Origin of the sequence: Methylobacterium sp. J-072, assembly GCF_022829425.1 — a bacterium.
Taxonomy (GTDB): Bacteria; Pseudomonadota; Alphaproteobacteria; order Rhizobiales; family Beijerinckiaceae; genus Methylobacterium.
This window is the reverse complement of sequence record NZ_JAKSYK010000131.1, coordinates 21,513-36,281: the sequence shown is the minus strand read 5'-3', so window position 1 is coordinate 36,281 and position 14,769 is coordinate 21,513. Positions and strand designations below refer to the sequence as shown.

General features: G+C 69.2%; 21 protein-coding genes. 13 read left to right on the top strand and 8 right to left on the bottom strand.

The genetic code is table 11. The annotated features are described in order from the left end of the window. Window positions 1–77 precede the first annotated feature (77 nt). Window positions 78–599, bottom strand: coding sequence for a translation initiation factor IF-3 (gene infC, locus MKK67_RS15070; RefSeq protein WP_243944922.1), 522 nt, complete (start codon window positions 597–599; stop codon window positions 78–80). A gap of 272 nt (window positions 600–871) precedes the next feature. Between infC and MKK67_RS15065 the strand changes: the two genes are divergently transcribed. Together MKK67_RS15065 and MKK67_RS15060 are read left to right on the top strand one after the other, a co-directional pair. Beyond that, the gene (locus tag MKK67_RS15065) at window positions 872–1,315 is read left to right on the top strand and encodes a MerR family transcriptional regulator (protein WP_243965858.1); all 444 of its coding nucleotides are present in this window, start codon (window positions 872–874) and stop codon (window positions 1,313–1,315) included. Then, entirely contained in the window at window positions 1,233–1,646 is a 414-nt protein-coding gene (locus MKK67_RS15060; RefSeq protein ID WP_243965857.1) for a carboxymuconolactone decarboxylase family protein, read from the top strand. Before MKK67_RS15065 ends, MKK67_RS15060 begins: the two co-directional genes overlap by 83 nt. A gap of 10 nt (window positions 1,647–1,656) precedes the next feature. Here the strand turns inward: MKK67_RS15060 and MKK67_RS15055 are convergent, their stop codons facing one another. Continuing rightward, window positions 1,657–2,880, bottom strand: a complete 1,224-nt coding sequence (locus tag MKK67_RS15055) for a glycosyltransferase family 4 protein (protein WP_243965856.1) — start codon at window positions 2,878–2,880, stop codon at window positions 1,657–1,659. A 170-nt stretch (window positions 2,881–3,050) separates the two neighbouring features. Between MKK67_RS15055 and MKK67_RS15050 the strand changes: the two genes are divergently transcribed. Beyond that, entirely contained in the window at window positions 3,051–3,818 is a 768-nt protein-coding gene (locus MKK67_RS15050) for an alpha/beta fold hydrolase (protein WP_243965855.1), read from the top strand. A gap of 9 nt (window positions 3,819–3,827) precedes the next feature. Here MKK67_RS15050 and MKK67_RS15045 read toward each other — a convergent pair whose 3' ends face one another. Both MKK67_RS15045 and MKK67_RS15040 read right to left on the bottom strand, forming a co-directional pair. Further along, a complete protein-coding gene (locus MKK67_RS15045; protein ID WP_243965854.1) occupies window positions 3,828–4,112 on the bottom strand; it encodes a DUF1150 family protein in 285 nt (94 codons plus the stop codon). Between the two features lie 148 nt (window positions 4,113–4,260). Next, window positions 4,261–4,689, bottom strand: coding sequence for an Hsp20 family protein (locus tag MKK67_RS15040; RefSeq protein ID WP_243965853.1), 429 nt, complete (start codon window positions 4,687–4,689; stop codon window positions 4,261–4,263). 427 nt (window positions 4,690–5,116) lie between these two features. On the opposite strand from MKK67_RS15040, the gene MKK67_RS15035 reads away from it, so the two are divergent. The 8 genes from MKK67_RS15035 (at window position 5,117) to MKK67_RS15000 (ending at window position 10,264) form a co-directional block, all read left to right on the top strand. After that, entirely contained in the window at window positions 5,117–5,608 is a 492-nt protein-coding gene (locus MKK67_RS15035; protein ID WP_243965852.1) for a hypothetical protein, read from the top strand. Between the two features lie 68 nt (window positions 5,609–5,676). Then, window positions 5,677–6,153 (top strand): Tat pathway signal protein, encoded by a 477-nt coding sequence (locus tag MKK67_RS15030; RefSeq protein WP_243965851.1) that lies wholly within the window; start codon window positions 5,677–5,679, stop codon window positions 6,151–6,153. A 125-nt stretch (window positions 6,154–6,278) separates the two neighbouring features. Continuing rightward, window positions 6,279–6,974 (top strand): MotA/TolQ/ExbB proton channel family protein, encoded by a 696-nt coding sequence (locus tag MKK67_RS15025; RefSeq protein WP_243965850.1) that lies wholly within the window; start codon window positions 6,279–6,281, stop codon window positions 6,972–6,974. 147 nt (window positions 6,975–7,121) lie between these two features. After that, window positions 7,122–7,595 (top strand): ExbD/TolR family protein, encoded by a 474-nt coding sequence (locus MKK67_RS15020; RefSeq protein WP_243965849.1) that lies wholly within the window; start codon window positions 7,122–7,124, stop codon window positions 7,593–7,595. A 4-nt stretch (window positions 7,596–7,599) separates the two neighbouring features. Next, complete coding sequence (locus MKK67_RS15015) at window positions 7,600–8,586, top strand: energy transducer TonB (RefSeq protein WP_243965848.1); 987 nt, start codon at window positions 7,600–7,602, stop codon at window positions 8,584–8,586. A gap of 302 nt (window positions 8,587–8,888) precedes the next feature. After that, a complete protein-coding gene (locus MKK67_RS15010; RefSeq protein ID WP_243965847.1) occupies window positions 8,889–9,272 on the top strand; it encodes a hypothetical protein in 384 nt (127 codons plus the stop codon). Between the two features lie 6 nt (window positions 9,273–9,278). After that, the gene (locus MKK67_RS15005; protein WP_243965846.1) at window positions 9,279–9,545 is read left to right on the top strand and encodes a BrnA antitoxin family protein; all 267 of its coding nucleotides are present in this window, start codon (window positions 9,279–9,281) and stop codon (window positions 9,543–9,545) included. 170 nt (window positions 9,546–9,715) lie between these two features. Beyond that, window positions 9,716–10,264 (top strand): formaldehyde-activating enzyme, encoded by a 549-nt coding sequence (locus tag MKK67_RS15000; RefSeq protein WP_243965845.1) that lies wholly within the window; start codon window positions 9,716–9,718, stop codon window positions 10,262–10,264. 609 nt (window positions 10,265–10,873) lie between these two features. Here the strand turns inward: MKK67_RS15000 and MKK67_RS14995 are convergent. From MKK67_RS14995 to MKK67_RS14980, 4 genes are all read right to left on the bottom strand, one after another. Continuing rightward, window positions 10,874–11,224 carry a hypothetical protein gene (locus tag MKK67_RS14995; protein WP_243965844.1) on the bottom strand — a complete coding sequence of 117 codons (351 nt, stop codon included), beginning with the start codon at window positions 11,222–11,224 and terminating at the stop codon, window positions 10,874–10,876. A 114-nt stretch (window positions 11,225–11,338) separates the two neighbouring features. Next, window positions 11,339–11,821: a YaiI/YqxD family protein gene (locus MKK67_RS14990; protein WP_243965843.1), complete on the bottom strand. Its 483-nt coding sequence runs from the start codon at window positions 11,819–11,821 to the stop codon at window positions 11,339–11,341. Next, window positions 11,818–12,021 carry a hypothetical protein gene (locus MKK67_RS14985; protein ID WP_243965842.1) on the bottom strand — a complete coding sequence of 68 codons (204 nt, stop codon included), beginning with the start codon at window positions 12,019–12,021 and terminating at the stop codon, window positions 11,818–11,820. The genes MKK67_RS14990 and MKK67_RS14985 overlap by 4 nt, the downstream gene beginning before the upstream one ends. Continuing rightward, on the bottom strand, window positions 12,021–13,094 hold the full coding sequence (locus MKK67_RS14980; RefSeq protein WP_243965868.1) for an adenylate/guanylate cyclase domain-containing protein: 1,074 nt from the start codon (window positions 13,092–13,094) through the stop codon (window positions 12,021–12,023). Before MKK67_RS14980 ends, MKK67_RS14985 begins: the two co-directional genes overlap by 1 nt. Before the next feature lie 270 nt (window positions 13,095–13,364). Between MKK67_RS14980 and MKK67_RS14975 the strand changes: the two genes are divergently transcribed. Both MKK67_RS14975 and MKK67_RS14970 read left to right on the top strand, forming a co-directional pair. Continuing rightward, window positions 13,365–14,204, top strand: a complete 840-nt coding sequence (locus MKK67_RS14975) for an aldo/keto reductase (RefSeq protein WP_243965841.1) — start codon at window positions 13,365–13,367, stop codon at window positions 14,202–14,204. Window positions 14,205–14,315: 111 nt separating this feature from the next. Then, window positions 14,316–14,762: a DMT family transporter gene (locus MKK67_RS14970; RefSeq protein ID WP_243965840.1), complete on the top strand. Its 447-nt coding sequence runs from the start codon at window positions 14,316–14,318 to the stop codon at window positions 14,760–14,762. Window positions 14,763–14,769 lie beyond the last annotated feature (7 nt).

Here is a 14,769-nt window from a genome sequence, read left to right as displayed (position 1 = left end):
CGCGCCGCGACGGAAGCGCCACAAACGCGAACGCCGCCCCGGTCAGGAGGCGGCGTGAACAACGATCCGCAATTGGATCAGCGCGGCGCCAGGATCATGATCATCTGGCGGCCTTCGAGCATCGGCTCGCTCTCCACCTTGGCGATCTCGGCAGTCTCGGTCTTCACGCGCTCCAGGAGGCGCAGGCCGATATCTTGGTGAGCCATCTCACGACCGCGGAAGCGCAGGGTCACCTTGACCTTGTCGCCCTCCTCGAAGAAGCGGTGCACCGACTTCATCTTGGTGTCGTAATCGTGCTTGTCGATGCCGGGGCGGAGCTTGATCTCCTTGACCTCGACGGTCTTCTGCCGCTTGCGCGCCTCGTTCTGCTTCTTCTGCTCGTTGAAGCGGAAGCGCCCGTAATCGAGCAGCTTGCAGACGGGCGGCACTGAGTTCGGCGCGATCTCCACGAGATCGAGGCCGGCTTCCTCAGCGAGGGTCAGCGCGTCGAAGAAGGGGACGACGCCGCGGTTCTGCCCGGTATCGTCGATCAGCTGCACTTCCCGCACCCCGCGGATGTCGCGGTTGGCGCGCGGCCCGTCCTTCTGCGGGGCCGGCATGGCTCTCATCGGTCTACGAATGGCTTCGGTCTCCTGCTGCAACGACGAAACGGCGGATCGGATCACCCGTTCCCAGGATCTCCTGACCGCCAGCCGCTCCGGTCTCTCCCGGACATACTACGTTGGAGGAAGCCCGGCCAGAGTCAACGGGGGGTCGGGGCGAGGCGCGAAATAATCGGCCGCGCCCCTGCGGGATCCAGTGAGAGGCTGCCTTGACTTGGAGTGCGCTCGAAGCGGTACCTGTCCCGGCGTCGTGACGAGAACAGGCGTCCATGAAGATCGGGGATCTCGCCAGGCGGTCCGGCTTGTCGGCCCACACGCTCCGCTATTACGAGCGAATCGGCCTGCTGCCCTACGCCGACCGGGACCGCGCGGGACGACGGGACTACGACGCTTCGATCCTGACCTGGATCGCGTTTCTCGGCCGCCTGAAGGCGACCGGGATGCCGATCAGCGAGATGCTGCGCTACGCCACCCTGCGGGCGCAGGGCACCCCCACCGGCCCGGAACGCCGGCAGGTGCTCGAACGGCATCGCGAACAGGTCCGGCACCGGATCGCCGAGTTCCAATCCTGCCTTCTCGTCCTCGACTCCAAGATCGCCGGCTATGCCGGCGCGCACACGGAGATGCAGGATGACGCAGACCCAACCCTCACCCGCCCAACCCTCACCCGAAAGCCGGTACGCGCGCGGGCAGCGAGCCCTCGCCGCGATTGACGGACAAGCCGGCGCACAGGTCGTCGCATCGCTGGCCGACATCGCCCCGGATTTCGCACGCTACCTGATCGAGTTCCCCTTCGGCGACATCTACTGCCGCCCAGGCCTCGATCTGCGCAGCCGCGAGATCGCCAGCATCGCAGCGCTCGCGGCCCTCGGAAACGCGGCGCCGCAGCTCAAGGTGCATATCGCAGCTGGGCTCAACGTCGGCCTGACCCGCGACGAGATCGTCGAGATCCTGATGCAGATGGCGGTCTATGCCGGCTTCCCGGCGGCCCGCAACGGCCTGTTCGCCGCCAAGGAGGTCTTCGCCGCCAACGCACCGGGGTAAGGTCCGCCCCTCACCGCCGGCGACCGACCAGGTCCGCGTAGACCGCCAGCGTATCGCCGGCCATGCGCTCCAGCGAAAAGTTCGCCTCGACATGGGCGCGCCCGCGCCGGACCAGCGCATCGCGCGCGCTGGCCCCGAGCGACAAAGCTTCGGTCAGGGCCGCAGCGAGCGCGCCCGCATCGCCGGGCGGCACGCGCCACCCGGTCCGCTGGCTGGCCGCAACGTCCGGCGGCGCCAGAACCGTCTCGGGGACGGCGCCGAGATCGGACACGACCACGGGCGTGCCGAGCGCCTGGGCCTCCACGGCCGAGCGGCCGAACGCCTCGGGCTCCACGGACGGAACAGCGACCACGGAAGCCGCCCGGAACGCCGCCGGCATGTCGGTGCAATGGCCGACCCGGCGGACGATGCCGCCGAGGCCGCGGGCGGCGATCAGGGCATCGAGTTCGCGCTCGTAGGAGGCCCGGCCCTGCGGATCGCCGGCGAGCACCACCGCGAGGTCCGGGACGCCCCGGTCACGCATCTGCGCGGCGGCGTCGATCAGCACGCGGTGCCCTTTCCAGGCGGTGAGCCGGGCGGCCAGCAGGATCACCCGCTCGTGCGGCGCCACGTTCCAGGCCCGGCGCAGGGCCTCGACCCGGCCGGCGCCGACCGCCACCGGGTTGAACACCGCCAGGTCCGTGCCCCGATGGATCACCCGGACGCGGTCTCCGGCCTGTTCGGCATGGAGCTGGTGGATCAGGTCGGCGGTGTAGCGCGAATTGGCGATCACCACGTCGCCCCGGGCCATCACCGAATTGTACAGCACCTTCACGCCGGTGCGGCCGGAATAGCTGCCGTGATAGGTGGTCACGAAGGGCAGGCCGAGGCGGCGGGCGGCGCCGAGCGCCACCCAGGCCGGCGCCCGCGACCGGGCGTGGACGATCTGCACGCCCTCGCGCCGGCACAGGGCCATCAGCCGCACGACGTTGAGCGCCATGCGGGCCGGGTTCTTCGAGGCGGCCGGGAAGCGCAGCCAGTGGCCGCCCTTGGCCTGAAGCTCGCCGATCAGGCGCCCGCCCTCGGTGGCGACCAGCGCCCGGGCGCCCACCGCCGCGAGGGCGGCGGCCACGTCGACCGTGGTCCGCTCGGCGCCGCCGGCATCGAGTTCCGGGATAATCTGAAGCACCCGGGCGCCCGCAAGAACATCGATTTCGGCGGGGAAGCTCGACAGGCTGCGCGTCACATCACCCATCCGCGCTCGGTCGGCGAGGAAGCGCAAGCCTCCCGCCGGCATCTCCAACATGCTCGTACCCATTGCCCCAGCATCGCGGTCGCGCTTTACGGTCCGGTAAACGGAGGTTGAAGCCGACCCGGTCAGGGAAGGACTTCGCCAAGTTCGATAGAGGCCTACCGGAGAGATCGATGACCGATACAGGGCCGGATTTCATCACCGTCGGCGAAGGAGCCGCCGCGCGGCGGATCGCCGTACGGGTACGCGAGGGCGCCGGGCCGCCCGTGGTCTGGCTCGGGGGATTCCGCTCCGACATGACCGCCACCAAGGCGACCGCCCTCGACGCCTGGGCGGCCGAACAGCGGCGTGCCATGGTCCGGTTCGACTATGCCGGCCACGGCGCGTCCGGTGGCACGTTCGCCGATTGCACCATCTCGTCCTGGCTCGAAGACGCACAGGCGGTGCTGGCGCGCTACGTCACGGAGCCGCCGATCCTGGTCGGTTCGTCGATGGGCGGCTGGATCGCCAGCCTGGTCGCACGGGATCGGGCGGGGCGCGGTCAAAAGACCGCAGGGCTCGTTCTGATCGCTCCGGCGCTGGATTTCACCGAGGACCTGATCTGGTCGCAGCTCGATGAGGCGGCGCGCGCCGCGCTGGTGCGCGATGGGATCCTTCAACGGCCGAGCGATTATGCGCCCGAGCCTGACCCGATCACCCTTGCGCTGATCGAGGACGGACGCCGCAACAGATTGCTCGAAGGCCCGTTCGATCCGGCCTGCCCGGTCCACATCCTCCAGGGCATGCGCGACCCGGATGTGCCCTACGCCCACGCCCTCAAGACGGTCGGCCGGCTTCCGGCCGAGGGCACCGTGCTCACCCTGATCGCCGATGGCGACCACCGCCTGTCACGGCCGCAGGATATCGCGCGGCTCGTGGCGGCGGTGGCGGAAATCGCCTGACCACAAGGGTCAGTGCAGGCTGACGGCGTGGAGATCCTGGGCGACCGCATTGGCCAGCACCACGTCGCGGGAATCCGCCAGCATGATCGGCTCGCCGCTCGCCGAGAGCAGGGCGAACAGGTCCAGGCCGGGCATCAGTTCCGGCGCTTGCGGGAACAGGCGGCGCACCTCGTCGGACCGGATCGGGCGGACATAGGCGATATGGCCCTCGCCGAGGGCAGCGAGATCGGCCGGGTTGAACTCGGTCGGGTCGAGGTCGGCGGGGGTCAGGGGCGATACGTTCAGGTTCGTCATGTCTTGCCCTCCTGGGGTGGCAGAGCGTCTACCTCCGGTCCCGGAGGCACCGGCGGTTCCATCCTGATGTGGGGATGTCCGGCGCCCAATCAATCGACCTATGGCATCGTCGCGCAGGGTCCAGACCGACCTTGAAATCGGGACCGCTCTAGCCTCGGGCGCCAATATCGATCTTGCGCACGATCCGGTCGGGCTCGGGCCGGACGAGATCGATCGAGAGCAGGCCGTTGGCGAGGTCCGCCCCCAAAACCTCCATGCCGTCGGCCAGGAGGAAGGTCCGCTGGAACTGCCGCGCCGCAATGCCGCGGTGCAGGAAGTGCCGCTCGCGCTCCTCGACCTGCCGGCCGCGGACCACGAGCTGGCTGTCCTCCAGCATCACGTCGAGCTGCTCTTGGGTGAAGCCGGCCACCGCGAGCGTGATGCGCAGGCGTTCCGGCTCCCGCTCGGTGCGAGGGAGCCGCTCGATGTTGTACGGGGGATAGCCGTCGTTGGCGCCCTTGGCGACCCGATCGAGGGCCTGCTCGATCTCGTCGAAGCCGAGCAGGAACGGATGCCCGAAGGGCGAGGGTCGAGTCATTGCGGCCGTCATCCTCACAGCGAGGCCTCCGACCCTGGGACTAGCCGCAGCCCCGGATCTCCAAGCACCTCGACGCCATGGAGCCCGTGCAAGACAGCGCTCCCCCGGTCGAAACGCCGCCGGTAAGACGGAGATATGGCCGAGGCCCCCAACCCCATCAAGGGAACGGGTTAATTTCGCTTCGCAAACACGATTGGCCCCCTCGAACCGATGCGGCGGGCGGGAGGTTTCGGCATATACCGCCGGGATGTTTAAGCAAGTCCGTCGACGGTCAAGCTCTCGTCTAACAGTTTGGAACTGCTCTGATTTTCTCGCCGGGTCTTGATTGCGGCAGCCGTCGTGGCTACTGCCGCGGCTGATGATCGTCCGGCTTTCGACGGGTTCTCATCAACTATTCCCGAACCTGGCGGGATGCACCGGAGCCCCGATGAGCGTGCCTTCGACCCCGGCAAGTCATGCGGCGATGCGGCGCGTCGTCGACGTGTGCGGCGACGAGGCCGACATCCTGGCGCTGTCGGTGGCCCGATTCGTCGCTGCCGGGTACATGACCAGCGATGTCGCCTGCTGGAATGCCGCCTTCGACGGTGCCGAGCAGTTGCTCGGCCCGGCCGAGGGATGCCGCTTCGTCGCCAGCGTGGTCGCGATCGTTCGGGCACTCCGGGCGGAGCGCGAGGACGACTGGTCGTTCATGCCGGCGAGTTGCTGTCGGGTGACCGGCCACGAATGCGCCCTGGTCGCGCTGATCGGCCGGGGTCGACGCCGGCTCTGGGCCGATCTCGAAGAGGCCGCGGCCGAGATCACCGGGCGCGACGCCGCGCCCCGCCTGGTCGCGGCGGTGCGGGCCGCCGTCGCCACCCTCGATGCGGCGGCCGAACGCCTGTCGCCTACGACTTGCCCGCGCAGGGTCGTGCTTCACTGAACTGCGTCGGCCGCTGCGGCGGCGTGCTCCGGCTCCGGCCGGCTCTGAGAGAAGAGGAAATCGGTTTGGTGGTTGCCTTGAGCGTCCCCTTGTACCGCCGCCGGATCGGGCGGATCGCCCTCGATATGGCGGCCTGCCTCGCACTCTCGGCGCTCCTGGTCGTCTCGGCGCTGGCGCAGGACGCCGCGGCCGAGAAGACGCCGCTCAAGCTCCAGCTCAACAAGCTCGAGACCGCGGGCGAGGCCTGCCGGGTGACCCTGGTGGTCGACAATGCCAAGGGGACCGGCCTCAAATCCTACAAGGTCGACCTGTTCGCCTTCGATCCGGACGGGGTCGCCCAGAAGCGGGTGGCCGTGGAACTCGGCCCCCTGCCGGCCCGCAAGACCACCGTGAAGATCTTCGACTTCCCGGGCATCGCCTGCGCCAAGGTCGGCCGGGTCCTGCTGAACGACGTCCTGGCCTGCGACGGCGGCGAGGCCGCCCGCGAGGCCTGCCTGGACCGGACCGAGACCGAGACCAAGGCCGGACCCGCCTTCGACCGCTGATACGGGCGGCCTGAAGGACCCAGAGACCACACCGCCCGGCGGCGAGAGCTGCCCGGGCGGTCAGCGGCTTTCGCCGCACCTCGACGAGACGGCGGCCCTGGGCCGCATGACACCAGGAGCCCGCGATGGACCCGACACAAGCCCCGACCGAGGTCGCCCACGACTTCTCGTTCCTCGGCCTATTCCTGCAGGCCGACCCGATCGTGAAGGGCGTGATGATCCTGCTGGTCATCGCGTCGATCGCGTGCTGGACGGTTGTGTTCGAGAAGATCATCCGGCTCTCGGCCGCCCGGCGCCAGGCGAAGGCGTTCGAGACGCTGGTGCGCTCGGGCGGCAGCCTCGACGGCCAGCACAAGGGGCTGACCGGCCACGTCGTGAAGGCCGCCATCGACGCCTGGCGCGACCAGGATCCCACCGAGACCCGGGCCGAGCGGCGCGAGCGGATCGAGCGGGCCATGCGCGGCGCGCTCGGCCTTGAGGTGAAGCGCCTGCGCACCGGCCTGTCGCTGCTGGCGACCTCCGGCTCCACCGCCCCGTTCGTCGGCCTGTTCGGCACGGTCTGGGGCATCATGAACTCGTTCTCGTCGATTGCCCGGAGCCAGGACACCTCGCTCGCCGTCGTCGCCCCGGGCATCGCGGAGGCGTTGTTCGCGACCGCCATCGGCCTCGTCGTCGCGATCCCGGCCGTGATGGCCTACAACAAGCTGGCGGGCGATATCGGCGGCATCCAGAGTTCCTTCAATGCCTACATCGCGTTGCTGGGCGACCGCCTCGCCCGCGAGCGGACGGGGGCCGGGCAGCACCGCGCGGCGGCCGAGTAGGCGCCCACCGGCGCCGTGGCCCGTCGCGTCGCGACGGGGCCGGGCTCCAAACCTTCGATCTGACGCGCTCGCCGATACCGATCCGGCCGCGAGCGCTTGAAACCATGGCCCGCACCGGGCCGTCTGCAACGAACCGGAGACGCCGCCATGGCGATGGCATCGCCCCGCGCAAGCGACGATGACGACCTCGACGACATGCCGATGTCCGAGATCAACGTCACCCCGATGGTGGACGTGATGCTCGTCCTGCTGATCATCTTCATGGTCGCGGCGCCGCTGATGACCACCGGGGTGCCGGTGCAGCTGCCCAAGACTGCCGCTGCCAAGGTGGCGCAGTCGAAGAAGCCTCAGGAGGTCACGGTCGACAAGGACGGCAACCCGTCGATCGCCAAGGAGGTGTTCACCATGGACAGCCTCGTGCCGCGCCTGCGCGAGATGGCCAGCGCCGACAAGGACCAGGTCATCCTGGTGCGCGGCGACCGGGACGTGCCCTACGGCAAGATCATGCAGGTGATGGGCTTGGTCGGCCAAGCCGGCTTCACGAAGGTGTCGCTGATCGCGCAGGCGCCGGGCGGCCCCGCCGCGGCGGCGCCGGCTGCTCCTACAGAGACCGCCCGCTGAATCGATGAGCACGCTGACTTCGACGGATCTGCCGGCGGGCCCCGGCGAGCGCGGCCCCTCCGGGCTGCTCCTCGCCTTCCTGGTCGCGTTCGTGCTGCACGCGCTCGTGCTCGCGGCGGTGATGTTCTACCGGCTGACGCCGCCGGCGCCCCCCGGCGAGCAGCAGATCTCGATCGATCTGGCGCCGGTGATGACCGACGCGGCGACCGAGGCGCCGGCCGAGCAGCAGATGAGCCAGGAGGCGCCCCCGGAGACCAAGCCCGTGGAGCTGCCCCCCGACGAGGCCGTGCAGCCGCCGCCGCCCGAGATGACCGAGGTCAAGCCCGACGAGACTCAGGCGATCACCGAGCCGCCGCAGGAGGCCGTGCCGGTGGAGGCCCAGAGCGGCGTCATAACCTCGTCCTCCGAGGCGGCCGAGCCATTGGCGCCGCCCCCGACCGAGGTCGCCAAGACCGAGGAGCCGCCAAAGCCGACGCCGGATCCGGCGAAGATCAAGGCCGAGCGCGAGGCGAAGCTGCGCAAGATCCGCGAAGAGAAGCTGCGCGAGCAGAAGCGCGAGGAACGTCTCGAGGAAATCCGCGAAGCGAAGCTGAAGGCCGCCCGCGAAGCCAAGGCGAAGCAGGCCAAGGCGCAGCAGGGCGCCGAGGCGCGCAATTCGGCTTCCGCAGCGCGCCAGAACGCCGCCGGCCGGGCCGCGGCGGGCAGCGATCCGAGCGCGCTGCGTCAATGGACCGGGGCGATCAGCGCGGCGATCCACGGCCGGATGAACCCGGGCGCCGCCGCCGGTACCGCCGGGGGCACCGCCATGGTCCGGTTCACCGTGTCGCGCTCTGGGGCGGTGAGCGGCGCGGGCCTCGCCCGGTCGAGCGGCGTCGGCCAGATCGACAGCGCGGCGCTGGCGGCGGTGCGGGGCGGCATGCCGGCGGCGCCGGCCGGCGTGACGCAACCGAGCCTTTCGATCACGATCCCGCTCAACTATCGCGTGCGTTGAGTGCCAATAGACAACGCTCGGCGCGGCAGAGGCGCCGGTCTCGATTGAACAAGCGCCTCGCGACGCAAGACGAATACGCTCGCCTGTCCTGCACGATCAACAGGCCGGATTCGCCATCCGGCCTGCGCGCGTGCTAATGCCGTGGTGATCACGGCCTCGAACAGTCGTCCCAGGACGGCGCGGCGGGGCGGATCGTCCGGCCTTGCCCTCCACCCCTCGAACAGGCCGGACCCGCTCCAGAGACCGTTCCGGCGCGCGATGCGCAGGCGGCGGTGCCGCTGGACCGGGGCGAAAGGCACAGGATGAGCGACGAGACTGAGACCGACCTCGACGAGGCCGAGGACATCCGCGACGCGGAAGCGGAAGCCAAGACCCGGGCCGACAACCGTGCCGAACGGGCCGAGCGCGCCGAGCGCATGGCCCGCGAGGGCGCGCAGGCGATGGCCGAGCATCACGCATCGATCAAGGCGATCGACGAGCGGACTCTGAAGCTGCGCTCCCTGCGCTTGGCCAAGGAAGCCGCCGAAGCCGAGACCAAGGCCGCGGAGGCCCAGACCAAGGCCGCCGACGCGCAGGCCAAGGCGGACGAGAAGGCAGCCAAGGCGGCGGCCAAGATCGCCGCCAAGAGTGCCGGCAAAGGAACCGCCAAGAAGGCGGCGCCGAAGAAAGCTGCCGCGAAGGACTGAGGGCCGATGGCCGACGATCGCAACCGCCGCCGATTCACCGATCCGCGCACCGCAGCCGAGGCGGCCTTCAAGGCCGCCACGACCGCCAAGCCCGCCGCCGCCCCGGCGGCCCCGCCAGCGGCGCCGCGACCCGCCGCTGTTCCTGGCGCGCGGGAGATGGTCACCCTGCGCCTCGACAGTGCCGTGCTGGCTCATTTCCAGAAGGACGGCCCCGGCTGGCAGGACCGCGTCAACGAGGCGCTGAAGGCGCTGGTGCCTGCTTCTGAGGATTGAGGCCGGCCGACGCGGTGGTTCGCGCGCGGCGCCGGGTCGGCACCGTCACGGGCGCACGCGTGTCGAACTGAGACCCGCATCTTGAGATCGCGCAACCGCGCCTGATCCCGACGGATCAGACCCGACGTTCGGGATCGTGCTTCCGTGCGCATCCTGTGGAGAATCTTGTCATGAGTGAACGCATCATCCTCCGTGCCGGCGAAGCCCTCGTGGCGGGCGGGCCGCCCAACACGGCGGCCGAGCCGGAGGTCATCATCGGCGAGCTCGACGGGCCGGTCGGCACCGCGATCGCGACCCTGACCGGCGACCAGGTTGTCGGCCACAGCCGCGTCTTCGCGCTGCTCAACACCGACATCATGGTCCGCCCGGTCACGCTCTGCGTGTCCAAGGTGAGCGTGACCGAAAGCAAGTACACCTCGATCCTGATGGGCACCGTGCAGTTCGCCATCGCCAACGGCGTCCTCGACGCCGTGCGGGCGGGCTATATCCCGAAGGAGAAGGCCAACGACCTCGGCATCATCTGCTCGGTCTGGCTGAGCCCCGGCGTGATCCAGGCCGAGACGGTCGATCACAAGGCGCTGTTCGAGATCCAGCGCAAGGGCATGACCGAGGCGATCCGCAAGGCCATGACCAACGAGCCGTCGATCGACTGGCTCCTGGAGAACCAGGACAAGATCGTGCACAAATATTATACGATGGGCCTCGAAGGTAAGATCTGACTTTCGCGATCCAGCTATCGACCAAGAATGGCTCGGGCGAACGCTCGGGCCGTTTGGGCGTCTGGGCCGAAGGGTCGGGCGCTTCTGAACGACTTCGTGAGCCGCGTCCTGGCCTGCGATTGATCCAGGCAGGTGGCGATGGGGCGAGGGTGTGACATCCGAGTGCCGTCTGCGACTCTTGCTAAAGATTACACGGGTTGGAATTTCCATCTCTTTCCCGCATGGAAAGCTCAGTCTTGTTCTTCACGCGAAGGCTTGACCGATGCCGTCACGCACCGTCATCCCGGGGCCGCGCAGCGGAGCCCGGGATCCAGAGCCGCCGACGTGCCAAGCTCTTCCACCGGCAGCGTTTCTGGATTCCGGGCTCGCCTGCGGCGCCCCGGAATGACAGCGCGGGTTATCAGGTATGGGGCATCAATCCTCGAGCGATGAATTTTCCAACCTGAGTAGCCCCTGAAGGCGACCGTTGTAATTGCACCGTGTTAAAAAGCTGATTTTCGGGTTCTCGTAGGTGCTCCACCGGACTTCCCGGCTCGGAATAGCTTTGACGATCTCCTAGATCCGGTCATACTTTCACGCTGACCATTCCGCTCAAGGGCCTGCAATCCCTCAACGGTCCGGTGAAGTAGCCTGCGCCAAGGTGACAAGCGCCTTCTCCAAAGCGGCGTTTTCGACGCCTGTCTGAGCTTTCACGGCGTCATAAGCACGCGCCAGCTTCGCATCCACCACGTCGTGCCGGCGGGCGAAATCCAGCACCAGATCGGGAGCGACCTCTGAAAAGAAGGTCGCGAGGTGTACGAGCCACGGCCTCACCTTGCCAGTGCCGAGGCTGAATACCAGCGTAGCGACGTCGATCGGTTTTCTGAATGGAGCGTTTACAGTCCCAAGGACAAGCGCATCGATTCGGGCACTCGAATGCCCCGGGAAAACAACGCCTCTTTTGCCGACCGTAGCCATCATAGCTTCGATATGCGCTTCTTTGTCATAGAGATCCAGCTAGCGCCTGCCCGATCGTTGCACGCTGAATTTGACTCGAAAAATGACAAAGCACTCTAAAAGGTCGTCCCTTTCCCGTCACCCACGCACCGGCCGCTCCCGCAAGATCCGGTTCACCGCCCGGTCGAGGGCCGAGAGGAACGAGGAGCGGTCGGCGCGGGAGAACGGCGCCGGACCGCCCGTGATCGTTCCGGCCTCGCGCAGGGACTGCATCAGGTCGCGGGTCGCCAGCGCCATGCCGATCGAGGCCTCGCTGAACGGCTTGCCGGTGAAGGCCAGCACGGTGGCGCCAGCTTTCACGCAGCGAGCGGCCAGCGGTACGTCGGCGGTGAGCACGATGCTGCCGCGGCCGGCCCGATCGGCGATCCAGTCGTCGGCGGCGTCCAGCGCCGAGCCGACGACGACGCGCACGATCCAGGGCTCGCGCGGCAGGTTCAGCACGCTGTTGGCGACGACGTGGACGGTGAGGCCGTAGCGCGCCGCGACCCGGTAGGTCTCGTCCTTCACCGGGCAGGCATCGGCGTCGAGGTAGATCGGCGGCCGGGTCTCCTCCCCGCTCATCGCCGGGGCACCAGTTTCGAGGTGAAGCCCGCCAGGATCAGGAGCGCCCCGAGGGCGAATTGCCAGCGCTCGATATCGCCGCCGATCGACAGCACCACCGCGCGGCCGATGACGAACAGCCCAAGCAGCGGCGGCAAGAAGCGCAGCACGAGCTTGAGGACGGTCAGGGCAGTCCAGGGCCCGGTCCCGGCGGATGCCATCAGCGCGCCCCCGCGAGCCGGCGCGGCGGCTGCTCGGTCAGCGTCGTATCGGACGCGGCACCGCGCTCCAGCGTCGCCACCGCGAGCGGCGCGCCGCGGCCGCGCAGGGCATGCGCCCCCAGCGAGCGCGCCCGCACGCCGGCTGGCAGGGACGGCAGCCGGCTGAGAAGATCCTGCGAGATCAGGATTCCAACCCCGAGTGGCCGGCACAGGGCCTCGATCCGCGAGGTGACGTTCACGGCATCGCCGAAATACGCGATTTTGTGGCGGTCGACGCCGACTTCGGCGGTGACCACCGAGCCGCCATGCAGCGCGGCGCGCAGTTTCGGCACCGTCCCGAAACGGGCGGTCCAGGCAGCCTCCTCGGCCTCGATCCGGTCGATCACGTCGAACACGCAGGTGACGCAGCGCGCGTCCTTCAGGCCGCGGCTCATCGGCCAGGTCACCATCGCGAGGTCGCCGATATAATCGTCCACCGAGCCGCCGTTGCGGCGCACCGGCTCGGCCAGGGTGGCGAAGACCGCGCTGAGATATTCCTGGGCGCGCAGGTCGCCATGGGTCTCCGCGAAGGCGGTGGAGCCGACCACGTCCAGGAACAGGAAGATCCGCTCCTCGGCCACCGGCTTGTGGTAGCGGCCGATCATGAAGTTCACGAAGATCTCGCCGCCGACGAGGTCGCGCATGCGGATCACGAAGACCAGCAGGCCTGCCACCGCTAGGGCGTAGGCGAGGACGCGGGCGTTCGTCCGGGTCGCCACGGCGAGTTCGTCGCCGGTCAGGCCGAAGGTCCAGACGATCAGGCCGCCGAGGGCGTTGCCCGACACGATCATCAGCACGTAGGCGAGTTCCGCCGCGAAGACGTAAAGCCAGGCCGGCAGGCGCCGGATCCGGGCTTGCAGGCCCGCCAGGATCAGGCCGCGATCGAACGCGAGAACCGTCGCACCCGTGCACAGGCCGTAGGTGAAGCCGGCGAGCGGCGTGGCGCCGTCCGCGAAGATGATGTTGTAGAGCAGCCCCGCGCCAGCGGCGGCGAGCAGGATCAGCGCCCAGAACATCCGGTGGGCCGGCAGCATCAGCGCGTCTCCCACAGGGTCGATCGGGCGGCCGCCGCGCATGGCGCGCTCCAGGCCCTCGCAGACGACCTGGCAGGCCCCCTGGGGGCCTCGTTGAGCGCGGCGTGAGACACTGGCCTAAAGTTCAACACCGGAGCGGCGACGGCCCATTGCTCATCCCCCCAAGATGGCGCGAGTAAGGCGCAGCGGGGTGGGGACGCCGGCTCGGCCCAAGCGGGCGGGCCGACGATCGAGAACGAGACCCCACCCAGCCGGGAAGGGAGCGCTGCCATGCACGCCAGGAGCTTTGGGGCGACGCGCGTCTCGGTGCCGGTCATCGGACAGGGCACGTGGCACATCGACGGCTCGGACCGGGCCGACGCGGTGCGTGCCCTGCGGGCCGGCATCGATGCCGGCATGACCCATATCGACACGGCCGAGATGTACGGCGACGCCGAGGCGATCGTGGCCGAGGCCATCGCGGATTGCCGCGAGGAGGTTTTTCTCGTCTCGAAGGTGGTCCCGGGCAACGCCACGCGCCGGGGCGTCGTCCGGGCCTGCGAGGCCTCGCTGAAGCGGTTGAAGACCGACCGGCTCGACAGCTACCTGCTGCATTGGCCCGGGCAGCATCCCCTGGCCGAGACGATCGCGGGGTTCGAGGACCTGCGCCGGGCCGGCAAGATCCTGTCCTGGGGGCTGAGCAACTTCGACGTCGACGACCTCGACCGGGTGCTCGCCATCGCCGGGCCGGACCGGATCGCCTGCAACCAGGTGCTGTACCATCTCAACGAGCGGGCGATCGAGCACGCGGTGCTGCCCTGGTGCGAGACGCACGGCGTGGCGATGGTCGGTTATTCGCCGTTCGGCAGCGGCGATTTCCCCGACCCGGCCAGCGCCGGCGGCCGGGTCCTCGACGGCATCGCCCGAGCCCACGGCACGACGCCCTACGCGGTGGCCCTGGCCTTCCTGACCCGGCTGCCCGGCACCTTCACGATCCCCAAGACCGGTCGCCCGGCCCGGGCGATCGAGAATGCCGGCGCCGCCGACCTGCATCTCGGCCCGGCCGAGCTCGCCATGATCGACGCGCATTTCCCCCGGGGGAAGCGGCCGCGGATGCTGCCGATGCTGTAAGGGGCGGAGAAGATCGGCACAGCGTGGCAGGTTGGCGAGGGCCGAGGAATCGCGGTACCGCCTCCGAACCGCGGCCGTTACGCCAGCGCCGTCCGAAAGCGCCCGCCCCAGATGCTGAAGCTACTCCTCCCCTCAGCTCTTGCCCTCGCGGCGGGCGTCAGCATCGTCATCCAGCAGGCGCTGAACGCGAATCTGCGCACGGCCCTCAACTCGGCCGCGTTGTCGGGCGTCGTGAGCTTCACGGTCGGGGTGGCCTGCATGGTCGTCGTCGCCCTCGCAGCCCGCGACCCGATCCCGTCCGCCGGCGTGCTGGCGCGGATCCCGTGGTGGGCCTGGAGCGGCGGGCTGTTCGGGGCGATCTTCATCGGCCTCGGGATCGTACTCGTCCCGCAGCTCGGGGCCGGAACTTTCTTGGCGCTCCTGGTCACCGGCCAGATGCTGGCCTCGGTGATCTTCGACCATTACGGCTGGATCGGCCTCGCGCAGCGGCCGATCGACCTGCCGCGCGCACTGGGCGTCGCGCTCCTGATCGGCGGCGTCGTCCTGATCCGGCGCTGACCGGGAC